This window comes from Bordetella petrii, from assembly GCF_020991325.1.
Taxonomy (GTDB): Bacteria; Pseudomonadota; Gammaproteobacteria; order Burkholderiales; family Burkholderiaceae_B; genus Bordetella_A; species Bordetella_A petrii_E.
In genome coordinates this window covers 1-24,170 of the sequence record NZ_JAJMLX010000007.1, presented here as the reverse complement: position 1 = coordinate 24,170, position 24,170 = coordinate 1, and the positions used below count along the sequence as shown (strand labels likewise).

General features: G+C 50.9%; 18 protein-coding genes. 3 read left to right on the top strand and 15 right to left on the bottom strand.

Annotated features, from left to right (window positions below):
- Positions 1–16: 16 nt before the first annotated feature.
- The 8 genes from LPZ50_RS01795 to LPZ50_RS01760 all read right to left on the bottom strand — a co-directional run bounded on the left by LPZ50_RS01795 (position 17) and on the right by LPZ50_RS01760 (position 10,752).
- Positions 17–2,017: a hypothetical protein gene (locus tag LPZ50_RS01795; RefSeq protein ID WP_230656899.1), complete on the bottom strand. Its 2,001-nt coding sequence runs from the start codon at positions 2,015–2,017 to the stop codon at positions 17–19.
- A gap of 162 nt (positions 2,018–2,179) precedes the next feature.
- On the bottom strand, positions 2,180–3,613 hold the full coding sequence (locus tag LPZ50_RS01790; protein WP_230656897.1) for a hypothetical protein: 1,434 nt from the start codon (positions 3,611–3,613) through the stop codon (positions 2,180–2,182).
- 202 nt (positions 3,614–3,815) lie between these two features.
- Positions 3,816–5,042 (bottom strand): capsule biosynthesis protein, encoded by a 1,227-nt coding sequence (locus tag LPZ50_RS01785; RefSeq protein WP_230656895.1) that lies wholly within the window; start codon positions 5,040–5,042, stop codon positions 3,816–3,818.
- Positions 5,039–6,961 carry a capsular polysaccharide biosynthesis protein gene (locus tag LPZ50_RS01780; protein WP_230656893.1) on the bottom strand — a complete coding sequence of 641 codons (1,923 nt, stop codon included), beginning with the start codon at positions 6,959–6,961 and terminating at the stop codon, positions 5,039–5,041. The genes LPZ50_RS01785 and LPZ50_RS01780 overlap by 4 nt, the downstream gene beginning before the upstream one ends.
- 85 nt (positions 6,962–7,046) lie before the next feature.
- Positions 7,047–8,156 (bottom strand): polysaccharide biosynthesis/export family protein, encoded by a 1,110-nt coding sequence (locus LPZ50_RS01775; protein ID WP_230656891.1) that lies wholly within the window; start codon positions 8,154–8,156, stop codon positions 7,047–7,049.
- 29 nt (positions 8,157–8,185) lie between these two features.
- Positions 8,186–9,292 (bottom strand): ABC transporter permease, encoded by a 1,107-nt coding sequence (locus LPZ50_RS01770; RefSeq protein WP_230656889.1) that lies wholly within the window; start codon positions 9,290–9,292, stop codon positions 8,186–8,188.
- Between the two features lie 14 nt (positions 9,293–9,306).
- Positions 9,307–9,960: an ABC transporter ATP-binding protein gene (locus LPZ50_RS01765; RefSeq protein ID WP_230656887.1), complete on the bottom strand. Its 654-nt coding sequence runs from the start codon at positions 9,958–9,960 to the stop codon at positions 9,307–9,309.
- 12 nt (positions 9,961–9,972) lie between these two features.
- Complete coding sequence (locus LPZ50_RS01760) at positions 9,973–10,752, bottom strand: ABC transporter permease (protein WP_230656886.1); 780 nt, start codon at positions 10,750–10,752, stop codon at positions 9,973–9,975.
- Positions 10,753–11,073: 321 nt separating this feature from the next.
- Between LPZ50_RS01760 and LPZ50_RS01755 the strand changes: the two genes are divergently transcribed.
- The 3 genes from LPZ50_RS01755 to LPZ50_RS01745 all read left to right on the top strand — a co-directional run bounded on the left by LPZ50_RS01755 (position 11,074) and on the right by LPZ50_RS01745 (position 14,211).
- Complete coding sequence (locus LPZ50_RS01755) at positions 11,074–11,979, top strand: CgeB family protein (RefSeq protein ID WP_230656885.1); 906 nt, start codon at positions 11,074–11,076, stop codon at positions 11,977–11,979.
- Between the two features lie 129 nt (positions 11,980–12,108).
- Entirely contained in the window at positions 12,109–13,221 is a 1,113-nt protein-coding gene (locus LPZ50_RS01750; protein WP_230656883.1) for a glycosyltransferase, read from the top strand.
- A 3-nt stretch (positions 13,222–13,224) separates the two neighbouring features.
- Complete coding sequence (locus tag LPZ50_RS01745) at positions 13,225–14,211, top strand: hypothetical protein (RefSeq protein ID WP_230656881.1); 987 nt, start codon at positions 13,225–13,227, stop codon at positions 14,209–14,211.
- Between the two features lie 43 nt (positions 14,212–14,254).
- Here LPZ50_RS01745 and LPZ50_RS01740 read toward each other — a convergent pair whose 3' ends face one another.
- The 7 genes from LPZ50_RS01740 to LPZ50_RS01710 all read right to left on the bottom strand — a co-directional run.
- Complete coding sequence (locus tag LPZ50_RS01740; protein ID WP_230656879.1) at positions 14,255–15,583, bottom strand: hypothetical protein; 1,329 nt, start codon at positions 15,581–15,583, stop codon at positions 14,255–14,257.
- A gap of 28 nt (positions 15,584–15,611) precedes the next feature.
- The gene (locus tag LPZ50_RS01735) at positions 15,612–17,732 is read right to left on the bottom strand and encodes a glycosyltransferase (protein ID WP_230656877.1); all 2,121 of its coding nucleotides are present in this window, start codon (positions 17,730–17,732) and stop codon (positions 15,612–15,614) included.
- 116 nt (positions 17,733–17,848) lie between these two features.
- Complete coding sequence (wecC, locus tag LPZ50_RS01730; protein WP_230656875.1) at positions 17,849–19,120, bottom strand: UDP-N-acetyl-D-mannosamine dehydrogenase; 1,272 nt, start codon at positions 19,118–19,120, stop codon at positions 17,849–17,851.
- An 8-nt stretch (positions 19,121–19,128) separates the two neighbouring features.
- Entirely contained in the window at positions 19,129–20,271 is a 1,143-nt protein-coding gene (wecB, locus tag LPZ50_RS01725; protein WP_230656873.1) for a non-hydrolyzing UDP-N-acetylglucosamine 2-epimerase, read from the bottom strand.
- A gap of 386 nt (positions 20,272–20,657) precedes the next feature.
- On the bottom strand, positions 20,658–21,686 hold the full coding sequence (locus tag LPZ50_RS01720) for a lysophospholipid acyltransferase family protein (RefSeq protein ID WP_230656871.1): 1,029 nt from the start codon (positions 21,684–21,686) through the stop codon (positions 20,658–20,660).
- 6 nt (positions 21,687–21,692) lie between these two features.
- Positions 21,693–23,042: an aminotransferase class I/II-fold pyridoxal phosphate-dependent enzyme gene (locus LPZ50_RS01715; protein WP_230656869.1), complete on the bottom strand. Its 1,350-nt coding sequence runs from the start codon at positions 23,040–23,042 to the stop codon at positions 21,693–21,695.
- Between the two features lie 5 nt (positions 23,043–23,047).
- On the bottom strand, positions 23,048–24,170 hold a 1,123-nt coding region (locus LPZ50_RS01710), incomplete at its 5' end, for an SDR family NAD(P)-dependent oxidoreductase (RefSeq protein ID WP_230656867.1).

The following is a 24,170-nucleotide window of genomic DNA, read 5'->3' as shown; positions in this document are numbered from 1 at the left end:
CGGATTCCTCACGCATTCAGTCCTTATGGTTGAAATTCGGGAGACGCCACCATCGAGACGCCAGCATGTCAATTTTTGCAATGGCCCGTGTTGCATCAGCTATTTCGGAATCGAGGGCTGCCATTGATGCGTCCTCTCCAGCAAATCCTACGATAGTGAAAAAACGTGCACCAACTACTAGGCGAAGGACAGTTCTTTGCTCAGTACATGTACGCAGCGTTACGGGCTGGCCAATATGAAATTTTTGCTTGGCTAAGGCTAGTTCGGTCGGTCTCAGGTCTGAAAACAGGAGGCTGACATCCTTATTCAGCATCTCAAATAGATATCTGCATTCTGGCTCATCGAGTGCGCGAAGAGCTCCATCCCATGTACGCCCCATTACCTGGAATGAGACAATTGATTGACGTGCAAACTCTTCCTCTTTTTCACGCATTTCTCCAATGGAAATAGGCTGGAGATACGGAGTTCGGTCGATGCATTGGATTAACGTTGTTCGGAACTGATCAAATATGCTACGGCGGAAGCTTTCAGGTAAGGTATCTAAAAGACGGGCTTCCATCAGGGCGGGGAACCAGCGGAACAAGGAGCCATAGCTCGGGGCTGTGGCGCTGGGCGTCAATTGATTTGACCACCAATCACCCCAAAGCTCACTCGGGCAAATGTGTGGTGCTTTGTCTAAAGCCAATCGCACTGATTGCAAACGTGAGCGGAAGCTATTTGGCAATACCAACGCTCCAGAAAAGGGGGGGCCAGTTAGAAATTTGGATCCAGAGACTTGTAGCATCCAACCTCGTTCGACTGCGGAACTTAGTTCTCTAAAGCTCATTCTCATCTGGCATGCATCGACCACAACGTCGACTTGATCTGGCGCTAGTGCGACTAATTTGTTGACCACAGATGTGGATGGTGCGACAAGACCTGTTTTTGAGGCAAATAAAACGTGTGCTAAAACACGGTCCCCGCGTGATAAAGCACTCTTGCCGGCGGTGAGGAAATCATTGTCAATATCAGAGACTGATCGTGGTGCGCCGTCAGTTCCGCGGATGGCCACCTTCTCTACAGTAATCCGTTGCTCCGGCCATATCAATGCTCCCTTTTCGACATGATCGCCAAAGGCGATGATGTCATCGAAATAGCATCCAGCCCCGGCACTGGCAACACCACTACCGGTTTCCTCAGGCGCAATGAGGATATTTGTCAGAGGACGGCCCTCGTTTCCGGCCTTGCTGACTAGAACCGCCGCCCATTCCGAGTCAGTCCCAGATGCTGTGAATAAGACATCTGCTTCATTCGCTTGTGAGCCCAACATACGCAGAACATGTTGTTCCATTGCGGAGGATGCTCGGCGAACTACTTGTTGCGCAGTGGCGTCGCTACTGCCGATCCGTAAAAGTTGTTGTCGCAGCAGCTCACAGAACGCGAATCCATAGTCACTGATAGCCGATGCGGTGGAGGAAGAAAAATGCACTGCATCGGGCCGCGGTCTTGGAGGAACACCATAACGGTTGTAACCGGAGCTAGGGTCAATTGATAGGCGGCTGTCTCCACCGGCTATCAAGATATCCTCAAGCGGTGTGGCAAGTTCGGGAAGCCTTTCTAGTGCCGGAACTGGACTGATAGACGTGTTCGTAGAGGCGAGGGAGTGCAGCCACTCGATTGCATTTTGGGTCAGATGTACTTTCCCTCCATCCCATACAGTTGCGGCGATTGATTCTGGAAGAAGAGATAGAAAAAGATTGCGGCTTACAGTGTCTATCCGAGCTAGTAAGCGATTGCCGTGATAGAGAACTGCCGCCAAACTTGAGGAGCAGTAATTTTCGTCTCGCACCCGAGCTAGTTCGAGTCCCCAACGAGCTGCTACAGACAATGCCGGAGCATTGTCCAGCAATGCGGGTGAAATCTTTACAATCTGTTCGGAGGAGTGCAAACAGAATGGAGCTAGAGAAATATCTCCAAGTGAGAGCTTCCAAGCGGCCACCGGAAGGATAGCTGCCATGGCTTCATCGGATTGGAGCATTAACCTCAGCCTAGGATGTGGGACCACAGTGTTTATTGGTCGGACGGGAAAGCTTCGATTGAACTCATGGGAGCCCCTTAGCAGCGCGCAGTAATCCCAGTACAGCGCCGTCAAAATATCATCGCGTGACTGATCCAAAGCTTCCTCCGAGTTATCTAGTTATCAGCGACAGCGAACGTACTGTCGTGGATTAATAGGGATGTCTGAGATTTCGGGCAAAAGTGTTCGAATCTTCTTTTGTAAGTACTTTGACGTTGAGCGAATAGTTTGAGGCACGCCAATAAATTTCTTTATTATTTCTCGACTATTGAAGGCAATAATTGTGTCAAATGCCACATCTGATTCAGTCACAACTGCAGCTTGCCATGCGCCCATTCGATGTTCAATAAAGAAAAGATCCCAGGCGCTGACAAATTGTAGAGCGGTAGCTGTATTCGCTTCGTCAAACTGCCTTGTAAACGCTTCGACAATCTGTTTACTTGGCTCGCGTTTCCCAACCATGCAATAGTACTCGGCCAATTTCTCGATCGAGTTTGGGCCGTTAGGAAAGGCAGGATGGCTTCCATGATGTTCAAATAGATTGGAGCGCGCCAATTCCATCAAATTGGTTCGAACATGCACGTAGCGATGGCTGCCAAAGTGCTCTAAATACGCACACGACAAATTTCTCTGGTGGATACTAAAGCTATTTGACTTAATTGCTTCCATGACCTTGGGGTCTGGAGTGAGGTGTCCATAAGCGATTATTTGATGCCGCAACCCGAGAATAGCGGCCAAGTCTGAAGCTACCAAGACATCCAGTTCATGCTGTGGGTGTTGGCCACTGACGTAAGTGAAAAAATCCAATTTTTCCCAGATACCGCGTGTTGCCGCCAGTGTGGAGCGACTGTCCAACCCCCCGGTAAGCGATACTAGAACTGGACGCTCGGATCGCAAGGTAAGGCCGCGGACAACCTGTTGTGCCCGACTGAATGCATGATCCCAGCTCTCTTCAAGAGATGTGACGGGAATATGATCAGTAGGGAAAAATCGGCGTAGTTCCCCTGTATCCAAAAACAGGGAATTATTAGGCGGTAATCGATAGACTCTAGAATATAGAGTGTTGATGCCTGGGTAGCCTAGAGTATAAAATTGTCTGAACTCGACAGCCTCACCACCGTTTGCTGCCCGAGCGACCAACTTCGCATGAGAGCCTGCGACCACGCCTTGGCTGGTTCTTGAAAAATATACGGCACGTAAGCCGATAGCGTCAGTCTGTATTTCGATCTTTCCGCTATCTTCCATAAGGATGACAGCGAAACGTCCAACGAGCTTATCTATTTCTGATTGTTTTTGGTGCCAATGGGAGAGTAATAATTCGGCTATGCCCTGTTGGTCGAGGCCAATATGGTCTGGGTGTATAGGCTCGCCAATCACCATCGCTATGCGGTAAGGTACCCGAGATAAACCATATCGGGTGTTCGCATTGACATACAATGGACATGGAAAATCTATCTTTCTATAATGATCAGGCACCCAGGATAAAGCTTTCCCGATAACAAAACCTAGGGGATAAAGGATATCGGTATTAATTTTCCCGTCGTTCTGTGCCTGCATTTGATCTACCCCAGCTTTTCAGAAGGAGTAGTCTATATGAGAAATAATAATTTTGCACTATTTTTTGGAAATTTGGAGTTATTGTAGCTTATTGAGGTGAGAAGATTCTTTGGGCGATCTGGATCGTGTCGATCGAATGCAATTTTATATATTTTGAAAAAAAAAGAAATGGCATCGATGAGAAATGTTCTTCCTACGCGAGTCAGCGGAGCATGTTTAGCCTGCTACACGTCGCCAGCAAGCGAGGAAGTGCCGCCGAGACACTCATGGCGATGCTAGATTTAGCATAAAAACCACCATTAATTTGTGTGCTATGGATGACCGTGTTACGGAACCATCTGAATAGCCTTGGATCCGGTTGCCTTCCGTGTCGCCAAAAATCGTCAAGATGGCCTTGAAATGTCAGGCCAGGCATATGGTAAATGGCTTGGCCAAGAGCCATCAGCGGTCGGGAGTGCACAAGTGCCGATCCGCCCACTGTGCTATTGACGGTAATAACCCCCCGAGCATGGTTGAGGAGGGCTGGTAATGGGCCGCTCTCTAAATATATTACTCGTTTACGGCATACCGCAAATCTGGCGCATAATTCGTCAATGATTTTTTCATAATTCATTAGGCCAGGATCAAGAGGGTGGTTCTTGATTGCAAGCGATGCGCTCGGATGGCACATCCGGGCGAATGATGCTATGACCTCTTGCAACATATGAGGCATATCTGCATAGGGTGAGTGACATCGGATTTGCGCGTCACTGTTTAATTGGAGAGGAAGAAGCCAAAATGGTGTACGGCTATAAATGAGATTCTGTATGGCCGCAGCATCCGTTGCTTTTCTCCGAAAGATAGATACTGCTCGCTTTGCATATGCTCTATATTCTGCACTCGCCGATACGGGGGCATGTGTTCGGTATTCGGGATAGAGTAAGCGGTTGGCTATTCCCGCTGCCTGGTATACGATGTCGTGATAAGCGCGTGTTGAAAATGAAGATTTAAATTCTTGGCCATTTCCATAATCAGGGATTCGCGGCCCGATCTTGCGATACCAAGCCGGATCATTTGGCAACTCCGATTTTGCATTTACACCGTTTCGCTCCAATGTAATCCAATAGGGGCGGAAATAACCTTCCTCGAATACGTGTACGTTAATCCCACAAGTCTTCGCTACTTGAATAGCGGGCAAATGCACTGGCCTGTGATCGCCGAAGAGAATTATATCCGTGTAACCCTCACGTTCGAATAGCAGGCGATAAAAAATACACAAATCTTCGGCTTTACCCCGATACGACTGACTGCAACCTTGTCGCCATTGGCCTGCATCGCCGCAATTGTAATTCAATTTGGCGATATGATACCCAGCGTCTGCAAGGCCACGGCCTAACTGTGAAAAGAAAGGGGAGCAGGGGCCTTGAAGAAAGAGGAAGCGTCGATTCACGGTTTGCGTAAAAGCCGAGCAATTAAGCGTCTGGCCGGATTTGATCGCGCCTGGTGACGCCATTGTCTCAATTCGTCGACAGCACGTTCGGGAGAGCAAAACTTGCGAGTGATTCGACTAACATAGGTGGGATAAAGAATTAGAACTCCAGCTACTAGTTGGTCTAAAGTCAGTGCTCGGCGTCGACGTGAGCGTGTCTGAGTGGTCAACCCATAATCACGGGTGAGGCCCCAGCCTGCATAGAATGGCTGGCCCCAAGTCGATACCGGTAGGCCACGCAGTAACGCCTCAAATCCGGCTAATGAGCTCATTACATGAACTTCATCGACCGATTCGAGAAGAGTGTGATAGGGAACATCATTAACGATCTCGTCGCACCAGTTTCGCGCCTCATGCTCAGTGACACCCCGGTCGCGTAAGCCGGCAACAACGTCTGGATGTGGTTTGTAAATAATCCAGGCATCGGGATGCTTGGCACGTACCGCACGCAATAGGTCAATGTTTCGGGTTATGTGGGTAGTGCCATAAGTGATAGCGGCATCGCTCTCCACTTGGCCCGGGACTAGTATGACATACCCTGAATTCTCTTCACGTTGCCAGTTGGCTAGACCTGAAAGATTATATTTTGTTATTCCAAGAGAAACTAATTTTTCTCGGAGATCCGCCGCCCGCTTGCACAACGCCTCAGTAAAATGAGCATCAGATAATATATGCTCCAGGCCTGACGGTTTATTGGCGTCGTAATAGATGCCATCCGAGTCGATCACCCACGAAATAGGGCGTACGAATTCGGCTCCAAGCCCTACTGATCTGATGAAGCCATCTTCAATTCGAACTAGCGAAATGGGATGGGGCAAGCTCCGGAACTCGTGAGTATGCTTATGACCCCAGGTGACCGTTAAAGAGCCGGAAGGACAGTCGGTCACAGTATTGGTGAATGTTACTTCGCTGCCTGCCAGGAATTCGTTCACATATTGACGCTTCCATTTTGAAAAGCCATACGCAACGAGTTTTTTGGGGAAGCGATGGCGTTCCTTGCGTTGCAAGGCAAGCCAAGCCAGTAGCGTCTCAACCTCGCATTGCTCATCGCTCTCGGGGTCGAAGTAACGTGGATATTCGATTAGTGCGGCGTGCACAACTTGTTCAAGAGAAGCCGCATTCCGTCGAGCTGGTGTTGCGAGTTGATCGACGGTCAAATCCCAGCCAGCGTAAAATGGCATACCGTATGCATATACCGGTTTCCCCCACAATAATGCCTCGAAGCCGAGTTGCGAGGTGACGGTATATACGGCTTCAGAATATTTCAGGATTAGAGCGGGATGGACATCCTCGGCAATAATTTGAATCCGCGCTATTTTTTTTAGCGTTTCGATGTCAAAATGCCCGTTCTTATGTCCGGCAGCTACCTCTGGATGCACTTTAAGAAGGACTGCGCAATCCGGATTGTGCGCTAGAGCATCTTCAAGCATGGACTGAAAGGACGCTTCGGTAGCCATGCCTCCTGCGATGGAGGCGTCGCCCGCCGTCTGGTCCACTACCAGCACGTATTTTTTTGGAAGGCCTATAAGGTCCGGATCACGCGCGCCATTGTATTTCGACACACCTGCTTCCCTCCAGGCATTAATAAGCGCGGTCGTACGCTGCTTTTGCACGACGTCCAGAGGTTTTCGGATCAATCGTTCAAGGGCGGACGGCCGGCGCGCGTCATAGTAAATACCTTCGTCATCGATGACTAAAGAGTATGAAATGCTATTACTAGATTCGAGAGAGCGCAGAAATCCGTCTTCTAACAGCCAACATGCCCTGTTGTGCTTAGCGGCGAGTGATTGGGCGCGCAATCCGCTTGTCTTTAGACCCCAACCAATATAAGCCGCTGTACCAGGTGCCGGCCATCGGCCAAGCGTGCGACGCACCGGCATGTTTAGCCTAGTCAATAATTTCGTTTGTCGCCATAGCCCCCAGTCAAGCCAATGGACAGCAATTTGTGAGACACCCATGTTTAGGTCAAAAACGTTGACCGATTAACACTGCTTGTACGATCGGCGTGATGATTTTTTGCCATTCGTAGACGGCTGCATTGGTAACATAAATTGCGTCTTCAGGTTGAACCAAGAACTGTCGCGCCAAGAATATTGATTCAGGGTTGCGCATGTTCAAACTAAATACCTGAGCATGAGGTTGATCTGTATCCTCGTTGGTCAGGCGAAAAACGAAGACGCCGGTAGGGTCCGCCTTGCTCTCATCCAAGCCACCGACAACGCCTAAAGTTTCTAGTAAGCTCGGGTTAGCAGAGGGAAGATCATGTAGTCCTGGTGTGTTAACAGCACCCATAGCCACAAAACGCTGGCGGGCTCGCTCTAAGATAATCTCGGACCGTGGCGGCACGGGTTGATTCCGTCCTTCCAATAGCTCTTGATAACTGTAGGCATGAACTTCACTTCCCGTGCGAACAGTGACTTTTGTCAAATGAGGGTCCAGAAGAGGGCCGCCAGCCATGTTTATAGCATCAAGCAGAGTAAGTGGACCTTGCAAGGCGGAAAAGCGGCCAGGCGCTTTGACGCTGCCAGCCACTAACACCGAACCCGATAAGTCACCGACCAATTGAGCATAGACTTGGGGGTCAGTAGCTTTACCTTTCAATCGATTTTGAACCGCTGTTTGAACCTGCGGAAGCGTCATTCCGGAGACTTTCAATTTGCCGACATAGGGAAGCGAAATATTGCCGCTAGCATCGACTGAGACTTTGGGAAACGAGGTACCGCCGATACTCAAAGGAGCGAACAACCCACCTTCAGGAGAGCTGTCAGAAATAAGTAATCCGATCACGTCACCTGGGATCAGACGGACGTTGGAAACTGGCAATTGCGATACGTCGGATGTCAAATGTGGGGCGGGGGGACGTATGTAGGGCGAGATGGTCGCTGCCGTCAAATTAATGAGGTCATAGCGGGGATCAGTTGAATCATCGGTCCAAGTGATGGAGTTTCGGTACGGGCCTGCTCCGGACAATATCCCGCAGCCGCTCAACGTCAACACTAGGGCTCCAATCGCAATGCGACTCAGTAATCGCGACATACCCATGTTTGCTTTAGCGATGGGGCGGTAGTCAATCATAGTGGTATTACTAAAGTGCATGATCTTGCCTAATCTCGGTGGTCTTCTATTGTGGCAATGAGGAAGCGTGCCACGCCATAAAGCAGCAGCAGTAATACGAATAGAGTTCCCAGATTGTAAAGTCGTTCAGGATAAATAGCTGTCTGAGCGAGATTAGGAGCAACGACAGTGACCAAAGTGCGAATCTTCTTGGATGCTTCGATGCGAGCATTCTCCAAAGCCATGACCGCTAATTTGTAGCTTTCTTCCGCTATTCCGGCATCAATTGTGAGGTTGCGGAACTTCGATGCAACGACATTCAATTGATCGCCGTCAGCAGCGGAGACTAGTTGTTTCTTCTCTGCGTGCAGTTGTTGCTCAATTGCACGAATCTTAGTTTGTTGTCGGAGTACTTGAGGGCTATTGGGAGAGAGTGATGATTGGAGTGCTTTTAAGGCAGCCCGCTCAGTTGTTAGTTGTGTTTCCAGGCCGGCGATAATTTGCGCAAGCGATTCAGCTGCGGCGTTCGCATCCAACAGATTATTAGCACTCTGGAACGCAATTAAATCATTCTTTTTTTCCTCATAATTGCGTCGGGCGTTAGCAAGCTCCACATCGAAAAAACGCATTTGATCGCGTGCTATTTTATGCGAAATTTCATTTACGAAACCCTCACTCTCTTTAAGTATGCCATTGAGCATCTGCTCTGCCAGCTCTGGAGTAGGGGCCTGCACTTCAATTGCGAGCAATCCCGTCAGCTCATCGAAGTGTGTGGTGACAATCCTATTGTAGAATTTCAGCAGGTCTTCATCTGAGGCATCTTCGCTAATGAAATAGAGTGGGTCACCACCCTGAGCAGCGTAAGCCTGAACCCAACCAAATTTCTCCTGCAGATCTTTCATCATCTCCGTTGATTGGATGAGTTCTTGCAGGAAGAGAGTTTCCTCTCGAGAAGTCGGGTTGGTGCCCCCCAATAGCAAAGCAAGGCTCGGGATATTCGCCGCCTGGCCATCTTGCTGTTGCCTAACAACCACTTTGGAAACGCTGACGTAGCGATCTATAGCAAAGACGGCATAATATAAAATCGCTATTGCCATCGGCAATAGTACAACGTAGAAAAATAGTGGGACTTTCTTTATTTTATTGAAATTAAACACGAGAACCCCAATAACTAAGCCTGATAGGCTTTGATGCCTTCGACTACGTCCTCATATATGTGGACGCCGCCGTTCTGAACAAGAAGAACAAGATTGCACAGGCGACGAATATCGCCCATTGCATGGCTTACTAAAATGACGTTTGATGTTTTCATTTTCTCTGCAAAAACCTCGTTTGATTTTTTTCGAAAATGAGCATCACCAACGGACATTACTTCGTCTATCAGATAGTAATCAAAATCAAATGCCATGCTAAGGCCGAATGCAAGGCGCGATCTCATCCCGGACGAGTACGATCTGACCGGTTCGTCGAACCATTTCCCTAGGTCAGCAAAATCTTCAACATACTTAATCTTTGAACGCATGCTGTCGGCTAGAGCGCCGTAGACCCGGCAGACGAACTTTACATTATCTCTGCCCGTCATACTTCCCTGGAATCCACCGCTTAATCCTACTGGCCAGGAAATATTCCGATCCGTGATGATTCGGCCGTGGTCCGGCTTATCAACTCCGCCAAGCAGTCTCATTAGTGTGGATTTCCCGGCACCGTTTCTGCCAATCAACCCTATGTTTTTCCCTGCTGGAATTGAAAGATTCAAATCACGGAAAACATAGCGCCGACCTCGCGGCGTGAGGTATGATTTAGTGACATTTATGATTTCAAACATATGCGCCGTATCTTACCTAGCCATAAGCCGGAGTCGGCGCACTCGATAAAAGAAAAGTGCGACAAAGCTGAAAATGATCGTGCATTTTATGACAAACTCCAAGGACACACCATAGTAGAGACGGTACCCGGTGAATGTGTCGTAGCGAATTAATTCTATGATATGCAGATATGGGTTCCACAAAATATATTTTGCAAGCGACTGCGGAAAACTAGAAATAGGATAGATGACGCCCGATAAGAGATATAAAGGCATGAAAAGCAGGCTCAAAGCTGTCTTAGCCTCTGGCACGGCTTCAACTATTATGGCAAATAGAATGCCCAGCGCAAATGAGAAGAAAATTCCAAGGAATACCGTGAATACCCAAGAACTGGGTCGGGCAATGTGTGTATCGAATCCGTACCAAGTTAATCCAAGATAGAGGACGACAAAGACTAGGGCAGAGATACAAAATTCCATGATCGCTCGAGCCACAAAAGCATCGAACGGTTGAATTTGTTTATAGGCGAATAGTGCTTTGTTAGCATCTACACTGTTCATAATTTTGGTGACTATGTTCTTATAGAGCAAAAACGGGGCCAGCCCTACAAGAAGAAATACTAGGTAGTCGTACGAATAGCTGTGCCTGCCTCGCAGTACCATTATTGTGCCCAACACCGCCATGTGGGCAAGCGGTTCCATAAAAGTCCAAAATGCTCCCAGCCGCATGCGACCGAAGCGGCCTCGCATTTCACGCAAAATAAGTGCAAAAATGACTGAGCGGCAAATTTCTTGAGAGGACCTAAGCTTCATTGCTGGTTACGATGGGGTCAATGGTGCGGAATTTTACCGTATATTCTCTGTGCTGAGTCGTAATTTTTATTATAATTCTGCATGCTCACATGAATGCGGCGTAGGCGCAATTGTTGGTAAATCACGCAATTAATTGTCACCATTTATGGCTGCATGTTCTCAAGAAGAAATTTGGAGTGAATTTTGATAGCTTTGCTGAATCCACGGCGTGTTCGGAAGCAGAGGGAGGGGAGATATTCCAAGCTGCGGGTTGCCGTCATTGGAGATTCGCTGACAACCGCATGTTTGTCAGCTGAATGCCAGGTTACGGAGATCACTCCGTTGAACTATAGGTGGGTACTGAGTATTTGGCGTCCAGACCTGTTATTTGTCGAGTCTGCGTGGAAAGGGAAAAGAAATTCTTGGCGCTACAAAATCGCATCTTATCCCGAGTTTCCGGAAAGAAATAATGTGGCACTTCAAAAGGTTGTCTCTTATGCTAAGGAACGTGGCATCAAGACTTTCTTTTGGAATAAGGAGGATGGGGTACATTACGATCGATTTATAGACTCAGCCGAACTGTTTGATCATATTGGAACTGTCGATTCGACGTGCTTGGAACGGTATCGTACAGATCTAGGTCCCGATAAGCCCGTATCAGTGCTTATGTTTGCAGTCCAACCTAAATTCCATTGTGTTGCATTGGAGGATACACGGCATTTCGTTGGTGAGGCGTCGTTTGTGGGAAGTTATAGCACCCATTTACACGAGCGACGAAGACAATGGCAGGATATGATGTTCGAAGTGTTTGCTCCCATGGGATTAGACATTTACGACAGAAATTCTGATCGTTCCTCATTCGTGTATCGCTATCCTTTAATGCCTGGTATGCGTGTGTACCCTGGGGTCAAAAATCAGAAAACGGCGCACATATACAGAAAATACCGTTATTGCTTGAACGTCAATACTATAGAGAATTCGCCAACAATGTTTTCGCGGCGTTTGATTGAGATTATGGCAGTCGGCGGCGTGGCTATCACTACGGACTCACAAGCGGTACAGGAATTATTCTCCAGTTATTGTTATTCATTTTCCTCTAGGGAGGGCTTACTTGGCATAATTGACCAAACCCAAGGGGGGGGCTATCTGCAAGCGCAGGAGAGGGCGCTTGCAGGGGCAGAATATGTGCATACTTACCATACCTGGTGCCACAGATTACAGGAGCTAGAGGCGTGGTCTCTGTTCTGATTGTGTAGTTATTCTGAGGAATTCACATGGCGGTATACGGATGGCGGGCCAAGTTCTTTAGACTCGCATTAGCGGTGGTGAGTGAGGCTAGGCATGACTAGAGTACGGGACGTGGTACATCGACGACAAATGTGGGAGACTATTTTTGCCGACGCAGAAATATTGAGATTGACCCGAGGGCCACCTCAAAAAAAGCGCATTTTGATTTGTTATCCGGTTCTTACTACGAACCCCTATCAAAACCTACTGTATAGTCAAGCTAGCCAATATGGCTATGTTGTTGTTCCAACCCCGGATCTAGTTACTCTAAAGGCGTTGGGGAATGTACAGAACGTAATCCTGCATATTCACTGGCTCGGTGCAATTTTACGTGATGCTTCTGATGAAGATGATGCTAGTCGTCGAATAAACGAATTCGGACAACTCCTAGATGAGTTGTGCTCGAAAGGTGTGCGCATAGTCTGGACTATTCATAATGTTTTGCCCCACGGCACAAAATTTGTCGAGCATGAGGTGAAGGTTAGGAGAGTTTTGCTTGATTACGTAGCTGCCGTTCATGTTATGAACAAGCAAACTCGGTTGCTTGCGTATCCGTCTTATGATATTTCGCAGAAAGAGGAATTTTATGTACCTCACCCTTCCTACGAGGGTTGGTATCCACGTGTAGATAGCCAAGAGACCAGCCGCTTGGCGTTGGGAATATCTTCTTCCTCCCGCGTTTTTTTATGTTTTGGCGCAATTTTACCCTACAAGAGTTTGATTTTCGTAATAGCAGCGTTTCGGCAAGCATTCGATAGGGAAGAAGACGCTGTTTTGATTATTGCAGGACCAGCACCAGACAGGAAATTTCTTTCTCAATTATTGCGTGCAGCGGAGTTTGATGCTCGAATCATTATTGAGCCAGCAAGGGTCGCCGAGTATGATGTTCAACATTATTTTAATTCAGCCGATTTCGTAGTCGCGGCTAATCTTGACTTACTCAATTCTGGAGTTATCGCGCTTGCTACGACATTTTGTGTTCCAGTTATCGCTCGTGCCTCGCCGGCAAGAGGGACTAGCATTGCCGGTGGACTTGGTATTGAAGTGTCACAAATTTCGATAGATCATTTACGGTGCGCTTTCAAAAAAGCTATGCGCCTTGAAAGAAGTCAGTATGACTTCTCAAAACTTCTGCGCGCAATGAAGCCTAATAAAGTGTCTCGAATGTTCTTTGAGAGAATGAGCAATATGATGGAAAAATAAATTATGAGAAATGGAGATACTGACCAGTCGGACGTTACCGCAGGGGATATTTATGAAATTGAACTCACGTCCAAGGCTACACATTTGCCGGCTGTAGCCATAGCCACGTTCGCTTTTTTGAATGAGGCGGGTGATCACTGTCGACATCCCTGCGTCTGTTTTCCATTTTCTAAGAGATATCGTGCATATTATAGATATGCTTATATAAAAAAAGAATTAAACGTCACCACAATTGGCCCAATTCTTGTTCCGCCTAGTTGCGTTAAAATTGTAGTCGGCATTTTTGACCACCCCAAGAATGTCGGCCTGGTATCGTGTGGAGTTAGGCTTGTGTCCATCTCACTAAAGACGGCACATTCTGCTACTTTATGCGCTGCCGATGAAGAGCAACGTATCGCCTTCCTATCGTTACTCTCAGGAAGGCAAATAGAAAATGCTGATAAGCAATTGATTTACGATGTTATCAATAATAGCAGCTCTACGAGAAACCATGGTTTGATTTCCACTTTGTTCACTAAATTCGGTGCAGAGTTTTATTTTGACCCCAAAGTCTATGCAAGTTTTTGCCGTCTTAAAGCTGAGTATAAAGTAGGACGTTTTTTCAGCAGTAACCTTGATCTTCCGGTGGAAAAAAAGGATTGCCTAGATTCCAGTGCTGGGAAGATATTGAAGGTTTCTATACTTCCTTTTGATGGAGAATCGGGAATTTGTAATATCCCGGGGGGGCAGTTTATTTTCTCGCTTGTGTTGGAAAGTGGTGAGGAATATAACTTGGCTGAAGCTCTCGACTATTATATCGCCACTGAGGTTAATGCAATAGATCGGACACGCTTGGATTCATTGAAACAGATTGAACTTTTGGCAGCCATACTGTATGCCTATCTGCGTAGCTGTTACCATGATCCGATTCAAGTTATAGCCACCAGCAACAATGTGAGCTTACTTGCGTTGATCAGCTTTCTCACGAAATATACTGATGGTAATTGTTGATCTTGGAGATGTTTTATCAGTTTGAAAATAGACTCCTAGGTATTTACAGGGTGACTAACACTACACTTGATCTCATGGACTGCGCCTTGCCTGCTACATTTTTGGCAAAACCTGCGACGTAATAGCTTCCTTTTTTATCACATTCAAACGTAAATTTCGGGTCACTGGAATATCGCTGGATGTGCAGTCTGCGTTTGTCTTTAAATAAATAAAATGCGAATTGTAAATCGTCGCCACCTGAATGGCTAATTTCCGCCTTGAGCGTACGATCGTTCTCTAGCGTCAGGGAAACATGCTTGATCCGCTCAGTTGCAGTGGCGCCATCGGTTATAGGCACACGAGGGGGGGGCGCTGTGGAAGCAGTCGCAACCGTGGGGGTAACCGCCTGCTGAGTGCCATCTGTTGGAATTGATTGCGGGGTTTCATACCTTGGCTCTCTGCTGAAAATTGGGCGAATTCCTTCGTCATTCAGAAACGAAGACCAATCGCCTTCATGCGCACACAGTTGTTCCAACAATGATTTCAGCATGTGCTTCGGGGGCGCAATATGGCCTTTACCCCATTGTCCGAGGTATAGGTAAAGGCCAGGCTCAAAGGATGTCCCCCCAAGCGTATTATAAATCGTGTGTCCTAGCGCTTCAAAAAAAGGTTTGCAGTGCCGGTTTACATGCCAATCGGATTGGTTCTGTAAATAGAGAATTGAGTTGGTATGTCCAGCTTCATATAAAGAACACAAATCGGCATGAATTTTTAAAGGGAGTTGGCTCTTTGCTGCCTTGAAACTTTCAATTCCGAACCCCTCCTTGGCGTAGCGCGCTACAGGCTCTTGGCTATATTTCAGAATATTTGTTTGAGGATTGACCGCGATAGCCAGCGTTTTAGGCATCATCCGTGAGTAGTAAAGCGTTGCGAAACCACCTCCCGATGTCCCGACAAATGCTATGTTCGAAGGTTTGGCAAGGCGTATTATTACTTCTAGTATGCTAGGTAGTATTTCTTGCGTGGGAGAGACTTTTGACCCTGCATACCAAGCCAATGTTAAGTCATCAGAGATGCATAATGTTGGATCGCTTACAGAAACAAAGCTGGCATCGCAGCCCGATGTGACTCCAAATCCAGCAAAGAAAGGAAGTTTGAATTTGTCAGTTCTGCTATTAACCGCGCCTTGGAAAAAGACAAAAAGAGGCTTGCCTTTTCGGATATTGATATAAATATCAATAGGAGCTTGGTTCTGTTGGGATATAGCGTGGATCCCTTCAGGTAAGGATTCTGTGCGTTCGAAGTCCTTTAAATGGGCGTGGCGGAAGAGTTTCGTCTTCCACCGCTCAAAGGATCGAGTTTTTGTCAGATCAAGGCTTGTATCCTGTGCCAATATCTTTTCCCTACGATGCGTGTTTCTACTATTGAGATAAGGAATCATAGACCTGCGTAACAATACTGGCTGCATTGCGCCAATCGCGTTCAGACACGACCCACTCTCTTCCTGCTTTCGCCAGGCGAGAGCGTTGTATGTGATCTCCAATAAGTTCCTCTAGCTTGTCCGCCAAATCAGTCACGTTTCCCTTTTCAAATACCCGTCCGTTAACTCTGTCTTCGATAATTTCCGTCAGGGCGGCACAACTCGAGACTAATACGGTTTTTGCTGATGCTAAAGCTTCAAACGGCTTCAGTGGTGAAACAAGTTCGCAGACTAGGAAAGGTTCTCGCGGAAAAGGTGTAATGTCGATCAGACTGTAGTACCGCTGAACCTCCGAATGTGGAACTCGGCCAGTGAATACGACGTGTTTTTGAAGTTCCAGTGCTTGACATTGCTTGACAAGGTCATCGAGTACGGCGCCATCGCCTACAATAAGAACCTTGAACCGTTCGATTTGTCGTTCGCGCAAAATCGCAACCGCTTTGAGTAGATCTTTTAGCCCTTCATAATTGACGACAGATCCAACATAGCCGATCACCACATCGCGCTCGTCGAAGTCGAGCGAAGTAAGAAGTTGCGCATCTTTGTGCTCGCTAGGGGTGAAAAGGTCAGTATGGACGCAATTTGGCACCACAGTTATCTTACTGCTGTCTACACCTCGAGACACCATTAGATCTTTCAGCGCGTGGGTGATGGTGATGACATGGTCCGCAAATTTGCAGGCGTCGGCTTCAGCGCGTGCCATCATGTGGAATTGATCAGTCTTGTCCCAATACAGTTGGCGCGACATTCTTGTGATTTCCCATAAGCCTCGTACTTCATATACGACAGGTAGGCCAAGGGAATGCGCAGCACGAGCTGCTGCTATGCCATTCGGGAAATTGGATGCAGCATGAACTACTGCTGCTTTCTTCTGTCTGGCGACTGTCCTTACCTCCTCAGCAAAGACATCAATATAATCCGATGTAGTGAGATGGCTACGCCTTACCTTTTGGTCACAGCGAATGTATTCTATGCCATCGATGTCTTCAGCGACAGGAATACGGTCTGGTAGCTTTTTGCTGATGTACTTTTGGTGATCGGTTGGAAAGCCCGGCCGAGAAATTGCGTGCGGAATGTACGGACTGATCTTTCGTATACCGGTAAGCAAGCCGTGAGTTCTGGTGGCATAGCCGCCAGAATTGTACGGAAGGGAATTATGGAGTAGGTAAAGAGTATTCTTCCCGGGTTGATAATCTCTGGATTTTCGTAAAGGAGGTTCGTAACCGTAGCGAAGGCGTTTTACATCATCTGAAACGCGTTTATTGGATTGTGACCAGCCTGGGGGAGGGTTGGCTGTGACTTCCACAATGAAGTCATTCAACGCAACCAAATGTCCAAACTCGGTGAGCGTTTTCTGGACCGATTTTGCAATCGAAAGGTCGCTGTTGGCTCTGTACAGTAAACGGCCGATTCCAGGCGCAGTGAGCCTGCCGGCATTGTTAAGATATTCGTACAAGCGAGCCAAATCTGCAGCGTTCTCATCGTCTGCAAATATTCGCTTCAAGGCTCGTTCATAGATTTGTGGGTTGGCGAATTGCTCGTAAGATTCTGTACGTGACTCAATTCCTTCCAAGGCACGCACAGCCTCTGCAAATTTATCGGGGTCCGAAGATTTGACCCTGCGAACGGTTGCCCCAGATCCTAATATGACAGGTACGCCGCTCTTCGGAACAATATCGATTTTGACGCGATGGCACGTTGGTGGAAGAACCAGCATTAGATTAAATGCCGCTCCTGCTCTGGAGGCAGGTAAATATCGATAGTATCCGTACTTCTTGGAAAGAGCCAAACTTTGGCGCTCAGGATTGATTACAAGTTTCTTGTTCTGTTTATCAAAAAAATTGACTGCAAGAATAATAGCTTTATCGAACGAGTCTCCATATATGAGAGCAGAGCCCGATATAATGAGAGCCTCTCGTTCTGCATCTAGACCTGACACATTCATGACAACTTTCTTGTCTTGAAGCTTTCTTTCTTGCTTATTGATAATTATTAAGTCGCTCTTCTTCCAAGACGAGAGTTTCTTTAGAAGTTTGGTTATAAATTTCGACTTAATAAGCACCGGTTGCCTCTACAGGATCGTGAGTGAGGTAAATTGATTAGGGGGCGCACAGAAACATATTCGAGCCAACACCGTGTGTTGGCTCGAGCAGTTGGTTTGGCTCGTTATAGATGTGATCAGTTGGTCTGAATAATTTCGGACAGTCCGACTACATCAACAATAAGTTGGTCTTCTCGCGTGCCTAGGCCCACTTCAATGAACGGATCGTGTTTGACGAGTACCGCGACGACGTGGGCTTCAGCTAATGCTTGTTCCAGCGATACGAGATTACCGCGTTTTAATGAACTGGGTAAAGCGTCGACGTGCGGCTCAACGTACATGATCTTCGCCGACACTTTCTCACTTATCTCCTGTGCGATATGCAACGCGGGACTTTCTCGTAGATCGTCGATATTGGGTTTGAATGCCAATCCAAGCAATGCAACTTTGATTTGCTCGGGATCTACTCCATGAGCCTCTACTTGGCTGACGGCAGCCTGGATCTGCGCTACGACCCAGTGCGGCTTGCCATCGTTGACTTCGCGTGCCGTGCGAGTCAGGCGCGCTTGTTCCGGGGTCTTGTTCACAATGAACCACGGATCCACGGCGATGCAGTGTCCGCCCACTCCGGCCCCGGGCTGCAAAATATTGACACGCGGATGGTGGTTGGCCAGTTGAATCAGTTCCCAAACGTTGATCTGCAGCTTGTCGCAGATCAGCGATAGCTCGTTTGCGAAGGCAATGTTGACGTCGCGGAAAGCGTTTTCTGTCAGCTTGGACATTTCCGCGGTGCGGGCGTTGGTTTCAAGCAACTCGCCCTGGACAAAGATGCGGTAAACCTCTTTCGCTTTTTCCGCCGAAATGGCATTGATGCCGCCCACGATACGGTCGTTCTCGACCAGTTCTCGCACGACTTGGCCGGGCAGGACACGCTCGGGGCAGTAGGCCACATAGATGTCGCTATCGGTGCTGCCTTGCAGCGGCAGCTTCAAGTCGGGACGCAGTTCGGACAGCCACTGCACCATTTGCTCGGTGGTGCCGACAGGCGACGTGGATTCCAGGATGACGACGTTGCCCGGCTTCAGTACCGGCGCGATGGCCTCGGTGGCCGCCTGGATATACGACAAATCGGGCTCGTAATCGCCTTTGAAGGGGGTGGGCACCGCGATCAGGAACGCGTCGGCGGGCTCCGGCTTGATGGTGGCGCGCAGGTAGCCTTCTTTGACCACCGATTGGACAATGCGCTCCAGGCCGGGTTCCACGATGTGGATGGCGCCCCGATTGATGGTGTCAACGGCATGCTGGTTGATGTCCACACCAATGACCTTGACTTGGCGCGAGGCCAGCATGGCGGCGGTGGGCAGGCCGATATAGCCCAAGCCAATGACCGAAAGGGTGGGGTTGTTCATATTCGCGCTCATTTCGGGTTTTGCAGGGATTGAAAATGGTTCAGCAGCGCTTGTGCGATGCGTTGGGAAGCTTGGCCATCACCGTAAGGGTTATGGGCATAAGCCATTTTTTGGTAGGAAATGTCGTTGTCCGTTAGGTCGGAAACCGCTTGCACGATGCGGTCTGTATCCGTGCCTACCATTCGTACGGTGCCGGCAGCAACGGCTTCCGGGCGCTCGGTATTGTCGCGCATGACCAATACCGGTTTGCCCAATGACGGGGCTTCTTCCTGGATGCCGCCGGAATCGGTCAGGATAATAAAGCTCTTGCCCATGAAATAAACAAAAGGCTCATATTCCAGCGGCTCGATCAGGTGCACATTATCCAGGCCGTTAAGCAGGCGATTTACCGGCTCGCGCACATTGGGATTCAAATGCACGGGATACACAAAATGCATATCCGGATAGCGCTGCGACAGTTGTTGAATGGCGCGGCAGATATTTTCGAATCCGCCGCCAAAGTTTTCCCGGCGGTGGCCGGTGATCAGGACAATGCGCTGGCCGCCCTCCAGATAGGGGTACCGGCCTGACAGATTTTGTTGTAGCTCGGCATTGGCATCGACCTTGGTCTTCACGGTAAGCAGGGCGTCGATGACGGTATTGCCGGTAACCAGGATGGAGCTTTCCGGCTTGCTTTCGCGAAGCAGGTTCTGGCGGGATTGTTCCGTGGGGGCAAAGTGCAGGGTGGCCAGGTTACCCGTCAGTTGGCGGTTTGCCTCTTCGGGCCACGGTGAATAAATATTGTGGGTACGCAGGCCGGCCTCGACATGGCCGATAGGAATGCGGGCATAAAAGGCCGCCAGCGAGGCCGCCAGCGTGGTGGTGGTGTCGCCGTGCACCAGCACATAATCCGGTTTGAAGTCGTTCAGAACATCTCGCATGCCTTCCAGCACGCGCGCGGTGATGCTATACAGGTCTTGCCCGGGCCGCATGATGTCCAGATCGTACTGGGGTTTAATGCCAAACAGCTGCAGGACTTGATCCAGCATGTGCCGATGCTGGCCGGTAACGCACACGCGGGAATCAAAACCGCCATGGGCACTTAATGCCGCAACCACGGGAGCCATTTTGATGGCCTCGGGCCGGGTTCCAAAGACTGTCAGAATCTTCATATAACGGGAAACTTCTCCGACGAAAAACGGACCTTGCCGGACATATGCTGGGAACAGGCAAAGTGGGGAAATACAAGGAGATTATTGTGCGCTAGCAATAAGCTAATTGTGGCCAGGAATGGCACGGCGGCGTGGATCACCTCTATTCAAACTGGCGGCCTGTGCGGCCTGTCAAATACGAGAGACTATCAACAAAGTACCCCTGTGTTATGACTGTGATGTGGCGCGGAATAGCATGTTGCAAGTAATTGTTGTAATCCCCGTATATATAGCTATATTTGTTAACATTATTTACACATGGACGCGCGTCCGGCACTGGCCTGCGGGAATTGTAGCCGCAGTGCAGGGAAAAAATACAATTTTTTCCAAATATGCATAAATATGATTCACTGTGATGAAGACGCCAATATGGGTTCCGGTTCGGGCCGTACAAAATAAAGCTGCTGCCAATCCGCGATTTGTTCACTTATGACGCGGGTAAACAGCATGTCGAGGTCGCGGGCCAGTTCAATATGATGTGGGTCATCATTCGGGGCGGGTGCCGGAATATCGTCCAGTATGTGCAGTTCGAATTTCGAGCCTTTAAGACGCCGCATATAAACGGGCACCAGCGGCGCACCGGTTGCCGCGGATAGGCGGATGGCCAGGCTAAGGTTGCTGCCATAGGGCAAGGGGCGCCCGAAGGTGGGAAAGTAAATCTGGCGGCGGCGTGCTTCATCCAGGTGGATAAGTACGGTGCTGCCGGGCTGGCGCAGGTGAGTAACCAGTTGGCGGGTAGCCTTCAGGCCGGGTTCAAGAATGTCGGCGCCGTGCTTGCCGCGCAATTTTTCGCTTAGGCGCTGCCGGAATCGGTTGGGCAGGATGCGGCTGACCGTCATGCCGCGGACGCGGACGATGCGCATCAGGCACATGCCCAGCAGGTCGCCCAGGTTGCCGGTATGCACGGATACAAATATGCGGGACGTCGATTGGGCTTGCAACTGTTGCAGGCGCTGGGCGGGCAGGGCCGTTACGCGTGCGCTGTCGCAGATGCGGTCCATGATCAGGGTTTCCAGCAGGGCGCGGCCGGCGTTGCGGTGCAATTGCCGGATGACCTGCTCGGCCTGAGCCGTCGGTAGTAGCGGCGCAACCAGCGGCAGCGCCTGGCGTGCCTGGTTTTCGTTGGCTCTGCGGGCCTGCCCGGTATAGCGGCCGCGCCAGGCTCCCAGTGCCGAGCACAGGCCGATGGGCAAGCAGCGGAACAAGTAATAGACGGCGAATTCGCCCAGGCCCGCCACGGGGTCGTGGATCCAGTATTGGCGCCAGCGGCGCCGGGCGCTGGCGTCGCCGCAGGCGTCTTGCAGCTTCGGCGGGCCGGCGGCCAGCCGGCTGGCTGGCTTGACCCGGGGAACGTTGCGCTGGCGTCGCGGGGCCATGCGCGACTACAGCGCCCCGCGCAAGGCGGTAACGGTGTTGCGCAGTTCCTCTTCAGTGTGCTGGCAGGAAATGAAGAACCGGAGGCGGGCGGATTTTTCCGCGACGGCAGGGTACAGAATGGGCTGCACGTTGATGCCGCGTTCGAACAAGGCGGCTGACAGGCGCGCCGCGCGTAGGGAACTGGCGATGATGGCGGGCACGACGGCAAACCCTGCGCTCAGGCCCGTGTCTATGCCGGCGGCCTGGGTCAGTTCCAGGAAATATTTGCCGCGGGCCTGCAGGGTGGCGACGCGCTCGGGCAGTTCCTGCATGCGGCGCAGCGCCGCCAGCGACGCGGCGGCCACGCTGGGCGGCATGCCCACGCTGTACAGGAACCCGGGCGCCAGGAATTTAAGATGTTCGACCAGCGCGGCTTCGCCCGCGATGTAGCCGCCGCAACCCGCCAGCGTCTTGCTGAGGGTGCCCATCCAGATATCGACGTCTTTGCCGGCCAGGCCGAAGTGTTCGCGTATGCCGTAGCCGCGCTTGCCCATGACGCCGAACGAATGGGCTTCGTCCACCATCAGGAAGGCCTTGTGGCGGCGCTTTACGTCGATGAAGCGGGGCAGGTCGGGGAAGTCGCCGTCCATGCTGTAGATGCCTTCCAGCACGACCAGCACGCGTTCGAAGTGGTGGCGCTGGTCTTGCAGGATGGCGTCCAGGGCGGCCCAGTCGTTGTGCGGGAACGGCAGGCGGCGGGCTCCGGATAGTTGTATGCCCTGCAGGACGCTGTTGTGGATGAGTTCGTCGTGCAGCACCAGGTCGCGCGGGCCGAATAGGTGGCCGATGGTGGATACGTTGGTGGCGTGGCCGCTGACGAACGTAATGGCGTCTTCCACGTCGTAAACCTCGGCCAGCGCGCGTTCCAGTTCGCGATGGATGGGGCGTTCGCCCGATACCAGGCGGCTGGCCGATACGGATGTGCCGTAGCGGTCGATGGCCGCCTTGGCGGCCTGGACCACGACAGGGTCGCCGGACATACCTAGGTAGTTGTAGCTGGCGTAGTTGACGTAGGGCTTGGCGCCGATGCGGCTAGTTGCGCCCGCCGTTCCCTCGTGCAGTTTGAAGAACGGGCTGTGCACGCCCATGCGCGTGGCGCCTTCGTTCAGGATGCGCAGCTGGCGATAGCCGGGGTGCAGGTCGAACCGGTAGAACTCTTCGGGCACGGCGCTGCGCGTGTGTGCCGCGGCGCCGGCCATGGGGCGCGCCGCCTGTTCCTGGCCGGCCTGGCGCAGCTTGCGTTCCAGCGATTGCTGGATCAGTTTGTCTTTGATACTGGCGCTCAGCCCCGGCAGGCCTTTCTTGGTTTGGTTCACGTTGCTTAATGAATCATTCGTTGCTTGGAACCGCCGGCTTCCAGCTCATTGGCGAATTTGGCCATGAGCTCGCTGGACACTTCGTCGGTGTGCTGGGACACGACGTGCTCAACTTGCGCCAGCATGCTGTTTTGCGCGGCGGGTTCGCCGTCGCTGCGCAGCAGTTGGATCAGCCGGTCGGCCAGTTTTGCCAGGGTAGGGCTTTCGTTCAGCGCCATCACGGGCAGGCGAATGCCGAAGCGGTTTTCCAGGGCCACGACCAATTCCACGCCCATGAGCGAGTCCAGGCCCATATCGTAGATGGATACGTCGGCATTGATCTTGTCGGCTGGCACGCGCAGGATCTCGCCGACCTCGGCCTTCAGCATGTCGACGAAGACGGGATGCAGGGCTTCGTCGTCCAGGGTGGACAACAGGTGGGAAATATCCCGGGCATCGGCGTCGTCGTCGCCGGATTCGCTGGCGCGGCGCGACAGCAGGCTGAATTTGGGTGTGGCGGCGCTGGGCAGGAAGCGCCGCAGGGCGCGCCAGTCTAGCTCTAGCACGCCCAGGCCGCTGGCGTCGGCGGCCAGCATGGCTTCCAGCGCCTGCAAGGCGGTGTCGGATGCCAGGGCTGCGCCGCCCATGCGGCTTTGCAGGGCATCCTTGATTTTCTTGTTGCGCGCCAGGTAGCCGACGTCGTCAATTGCGCCCCAACGCACGCAGGTGGCTGGCAGCCCCTGTGCGCGGCGACGGCGCGACAGACTTTCCAGCCAGCCATTGGCCGCGACATAGTTGGCTTGTCCGGGATTGCCGAAAAGCGTGGTGGCCGACGAGAACGTCACGAAGAAATCCAGCGGGGTGTCGCGGGTGGCGGCGTCCAGGTGCAAGGCGCCCAGCATCTTGGGAGCCAGCACACGGTGGATTTGTTCGCTGGTGGCGCTGCGCACCAGGCCGTCGTCGATGACCATGGCGGCGTGCACGACGCCCTTCAAGGGGGGCATGCTGGCGTTGATGTGCTGGATCAGGGCATCGACGGCGCCAGCCTCGGTGACGTCGCAGGCGCACGCATGCACCGTGACGCCGCGCGCCTGCAAGCCGGCGATGGCCTGGCGTGCGGTGTCGGATGCGGGGCCGCTGCGGCTGGCC

Bases quoted from the DNA above. Each gene is read 5' to 3' on its own strand.
- LPZ50_RS01795 (WP_230656899.1), bottom strand. From the start codon at position 2,017: ATGCTCCAATCCGATGAAGCCATGGCAGCTATCCTTCCGGTGGCCGCT.
- LPZ50_RS01790 (WP_230656897.1), bottom strand. From the start codon at position 3,613: ATGCAGGCACAGAACGACGGGAAAATTAATACCGATATCCTTTATCCC.
- LPZ50_RS01780 (WP_230656893.1), bottom strand. From the start codon at position 6,961: ATGCCGGTGCGTCGCACGCTTGGCCGATGGCCGGCACCTGGTACAGCG.
- LPZ50_RS01775 (WP_230656891.1), bottom strand. From the start codon at position 8,156: ATGATTGACTACCGCCCCATCGCTAAAGCAAACATGGGTATGTCGCGA.
- LPZ50_RS01765 (WP_230656887.1), bottom strand. From the start codon at position 9,960: ATGTTTGAAATCATAAATGTCACTAAATCATACCTCACGCCGCGAGGT.
- LPZ50_RS01760 (WP_230656886.1), bottom strand. From the start codon at position 10,752: ATGAAGCTTAGGTCCTCTCAAGAAATTTGCCGCTCAGTCATTTTTGCA.
- LPZ50_RS01750 (WP_230656883.1), top strand. From the start codon at position 12,109: ATGTGGGAGACTATTTTTGCCGACGCAGAAATATTGAGATTGACCCGA.
- LPZ50_RS01745 (WP_230656881.1), top strand. From the start codon at position 13,225: ATGAGAAATGGAGATACTGACCAGTCGGACGTTACCGCAGGGGATATT.
- wecC (WP_230656875.1), bottom strand. From the start codon at position 19,120: ATGAACAACCCCACCCTTTCGGTCATTGGCTTGGGCTATATCGGCCTG.
- wecB (WP_230656873.1), bottom strand. From the start codon at position 20,271: ATGAAGATTCTGACAGTCTTTGGAACCCGGCCCGAGGCCATCAAAATG.
- LPZ50_RS01720 (WP_230656871.1), bottom strand. From the start codon at position 21,686: ATGGCCCCGCGACGCCAGCGCAACGTTCCCCGGGTCAAGCCAGCCAGC.